We start from the raw sequence: 3,972 nt of genomic DNA on the forward strand, positions 1-3,972 counted from the left end.
TGAGCTTTTTAAGGCATAACGCATTCTTTTTGTTTAGGACTTACGCAAAAATCGCCCAAAAGCTTAATTTATCGAACCGCCAAGACGCCAAGAACGCCAAGAATTCGTAGAGCGTGCGTAAGTCCTAGACTAGTACTAAGTGTAGATACTGAGCTAGTCCTGGCAGAAGAGGAAGAAACCGAGGAATTCTGTTGGGAATTATCTAAATTCCCTAATGCTCCAATAGAAATGAGTGGTTTCTGTTCAGTAATGCCAACTAGGGAGTTATCTGTAGTATTACCTGTAAGTGAGTCTTTTGCTTTTGTTTTGTTAGAGTTTTGATTGTTATTACTAATAGGTACTATGGGAGTGCTTGTAAGATTCTGCGGTTGTTTAAAAGACTGTCCAGAGTCGAAAATATTGTTCCCAACTGGCGTGTAATTAGTAGTATCCTGATTTGATTTATTGTTTTCTGTAGTGTTTAGCGATTTTTCTTGATGTTCTAAATTTGAAGTGATTGGATCGGAGCCACTGGGTTTTCTGAGTGCAATTTGCAAAGAAGTTAACGCAGAATTGTCATCTAACGCTGCACCCAAAGATGCACTCTCAAGTAAAGATGGAGGTAAAATTCCACCATTAGTTCCCAAGTTTTCAGGACTACCCATGACTAACCCCAAGAAGTAGTAATTTGTTAATTGTTTTAGTGAAATCAAATATGAAAGTTAAACGTAAGGATCGGGCTGAAGTTCAAGTGCGCTCTGACTCTTACCTCAAGCCCCATGCTGAGTGGCACGCTTGTTAAGCTGAAGGGTTTGCAGCGTAGGGATTGCAGAGGGGCAGGGGCGCAGAGGGGAATTTCTAAATATCTGTTCGTATGCTTAAAACTTCTTCTTTCTCCCCCGCTCCTCTGCACCCCCGCGGCCTCAACGATTTTCCCTTTACAAGCGTGCCATTCCCCCATGCTGAGTGGCAACATTTCTGCTATTATTCAGATTGTTTTAATCATTGGAAATGAGGAGATACAAGTTTTTCTCCTCATTCATCAACTTGTTTTCTGTAAATATTAGGCAACTGCACTATGATTCATTGTAAAAGCATCTGGAATTAAAGTTGTATACGGATCTGATTTGAGCAAAAACTTGGTATTGATAATTTCTTGATAGTTTGACAAATCTGTTTGCCAATTATCAAGAATTTGATGCATATTTGGGACTCTCTGTAATGGTGTTTCACTTCTAACTTCGTAGCTAAAACTGCCATTGAACAAAACAATGGGAGTATTAATTTCATCTGGATTGCGTAAAGCGGCTTCGCTGATAGTTAGGTAAAATGGGCAACGCTCTAAAGTGTAAACCAAATTAAGTGTTGCTCTCACAGGTGCAGTCCCAAGGGATTGCCAATCCCCACCAGATAAATATGTTTTGGCTAAATACTGACTAGCAGCGTTATCTTGTTGTTCAAAACTAATATAACCTCTAGGATTTAGACCTATAGCTTCATACTCTACATTTGGTAGTGTTTGAACGTATTTTTTCGCTATTTCCGCCACAGTGATTTCTTTTATTGCTTTCTGTTCAATAGCTTCTATAAAAATCACTCGTGTTGCTTCAGCTACTATCATAATCCCATTGGTAAAAGCTAGTTGGGAAATATTTTGAGTATATGTGGGCTGCCGAACTAATTCCCATTCTTCTGGGATAATACCGCTATATTTAAGAAAATCTGGATTAAGTATTGTTGGATTATGATTTTTTGCAGCTATAATAATCCCAAACTCTTGAGTGATTAAGTTTTGGTTCATGATGCTTTTTGATAACTTTTTACTTGAATTGTCCCAGAGTAGCACTGCTTTTAATGGAGATTTGAGCGTTCATAACTCTCTACAATCACTTGTAACTTTATACCACGTTTCTTGAGTTTTATACCTGCGTAAATACCCTGAAAGTCGTTGAGCTACCTATTTAGTTAATAACTAGAAGCAAAGTATTCATTTCCTGAAGCTTGTTTAAGTTTTTCTCAGTATTTCTAAGTATGTAACAACCATTCTTTTAGACAACATCGGTATACTTATCATTGTCATAAGTAGAACAGACAATAGATGATACGAGAGGAAAATTATTTAATATATTCTCTTATCCTGGCTGTGACTTGCACCCTATGACTCATCTCTCAATTGGCAACCAGATAATTAGCCAAGCAGAAATCCCGCATTTGCTGGCTGGCTACCAAATGCTGCCGCAATTGTGTCGTTTGTTGGTGATTGAAACAGCGATCGCCGGCTTTGAACTCACTTCATCAGAAAAACTCGGTGTTATTGAGCAATTCTACCAAAACAATCAACTGACAACACCGCAAGCAAGGGCAAAAGCCTTAGAGCAATACAGCATGAGCCTTGAGCAACTAGAAGCTGTTGCTATGCGAGAACTGAAAATTGAGAAATTAAAGCAAGCTACTTGGGGGACAAAGCTAGAATCTTATTTTTTGCAATGTAAGTCTCAGCTAGACAAAGTAATTTATTCCTTAATTCGCACATCTGATGCCGAAGTTGCCCAAGAACTCTACTTCCGCATTAAAGCAGGAGAACAAACATTTGCTGAATGTGCCAGTGTTTATTCACTTGGGGCAGAAGCTCAAACTCAAGGGATGCTAGGCCCCGTGACTATAAGTCAACCTCATCCAGCGATCGCACAAAAACTTACCATTTCACAACCAGGACAGTTATGGCCACCGATGAAATTGGATGAGTGGTTTGTGATTGTGCGACTCGAAAAGCTAATTCCGGCTCAATTAGATGATGCAATGCGCTCTACACTTCTTAATCATCTGTTTGAAACTTGGTTAGCTGAAGAGATGAGCAAGGCGCAATTGACAATACATGAGGAGGAGTCGGGGAGAGAGGGAGAGAGTCCGGGAGGGACGGAGGGAGTGAGGGAATGTGAAATTTCCCACCCTCCTACACTCCCTCACTCCCACACTCCTAGTTCCCCAGCCCTGTTAACAAGATGATAGAAAGCACTACCACAATTCAAGAATTCCTCGCCAGCATCCACCCATTTGACCAGCTTTCGATTACTAGCGTTGAGCAGATTGCAGAAAAACTTGAACCCTTGCGCTACCGTATGGGGCAAGCAATTTTGGTCAGAGAAACCCTCCCAGCTAGAATAGCCATTCTATACCTTGGGCAAGCCCGTTTACTAGGATATGCCCCAGGTGCTTCCGCCCCGGATACCCTAGAATTACTCAAACCAGGGTCAATCATTGGCTGGACAAGTTTGCTGCGTAGTGTACCAAGTGAAACAGCGATCGCTTCAGTTGAAACTCTTTGCCTAACGCTCAAAGCCTCAGATTTCTTAAGTCTACTAGAACTTGAACCTATCATTGCCAACGCCTTTCGTAACTATTGCAGCTTGGTTGAAGTTTTTGACCTGTTAGGCGCAGAACTAGAACGTCGAGGTAAGATTCCAGACAATCTTAAAGAACTCGCTACTGCTGCAACAAAACAGGCTACTATCCTTAACTTACCTCCAGGCACAACACCACTTCAGCAATTAGACCCTAACCTACTGTGGTTAGTTAGCAGTAAAGGCTCGAACTATGCTGTGGGATCTTGCCTGTCTTTGCAGGAGGGAGGGAGTGAGGGAGAGAGGGAGGGAGGGAGAGAAATGGAACATTCCCACACTCCCACACTCCCTCACTCTCACACTCCCAAATCCCGATGCCAGCTATTGTTGGTGCTGTCGAGTACGAAAGTGTTACTTTCAGCTTCGCCAAAAGTCCTAACCCCCAACTTAACAACGTTCATCTTGATATCGAAGCTGGTATGTTTGTTGGAGTTGTGGGTCAAAGTGGTGCTGGTAAAAGTACATTAACCAAACTTTTGCCCCGCCTCTACGAACTAGACTCCGGTCGGATCAAAATTGATGGCTATGACATTAATAAGGTAGAACTCTACTCCCTGCGTCAGCAAATTGGTATGGTGTTACAAGATACTCT

The 3,972-nt window shown here is 41.6% G+C and carries 5 protein-coding genes; 3 read left to right on the forward strand and 2 right to left on the reverse strand.

Features of this window, described 5'->3' with window-relative positions; all coding sequences use genetic code 11:
- Nucleotides 1-68 precede the first annotated feature (68 nt).
- Both LC574_RS29950 and LC574_RS29955 read right to left on the reverse strand, forming a co-directional pair.
- Nucleotides 69-644, reverse strand: a complete 576-nt coding sequence (locus LC574_RS29950) for a hypothetical protein (RefSeq protein WP_229457245.1) — start codon at nt 642-644, stop codon at nt 69-71.
- A gap of 398 nt (nt 645-1,042) precedes the next feature.
- Nucleotides 1,043-1,780: a hypothetical protein gene (locus LC574_RS29955; RefSeq protein WP_229457246.1), complete on the reverse strand. Its 738-nt coding sequence runs from the start codon at nt 1,778-1,780 to the stop codon at nt 1,043-1,045.
- A gap of 356 nt (nt 1,781-2,136) precedes the next feature.
- On the opposite strand from LC574_RS29955, the gene LC574_RS29960 reads away from it, so the two are divergent.
- The 3 genes from LC574_RS29960 to LC574_RS29970 all read left to right on the forward strand — a co-directional run.
- A complete protein-coding gene (locus LC574_RS29960) occupies nt 2,137-2,985 on the forward strand; it encodes a peptidyl-prolyl cis-trans isomerase (protein ID WP_229457247.1) in 849 nt (282 codons plus the stop codon).
- Nucleotides 2,982-3,848 (forward strand): cyclic nucleotide-binding domain-containing protein, encoded by an 867-nt coding sequence (locus tag LC574_RS29965; protein WP_306422175.1) that lies wholly within the window; start codon nt 2,982-2,984, stop codon nt 3,846-3,848. Before LC574_RS29960 ends, LC574_RS29965 begins: the two co-directional genes overlap by 4 nt.
- Nucleotides 3,800-3,972: ATP-binding cassette domain-containing protein (locus LC574_RS29970; RefSeq protein ID WP_306422176.1), on the forward strand; the 173-nt coding region annotated here is incomplete at its 3' end. The genes LC574_RS29965 and LC574_RS29970, both read left to right, overlap by 49 nt.

It is taken from the genome of Nostoc sp. CHAB 5715 (genome assembly GCF_020829685.1).
Classification (GTDB): domain Bacteria; phylum Cyanobacteriota; class Cyanobacteriia; order Cyanobacteriales; family Nostocaceae; genus Nostoc.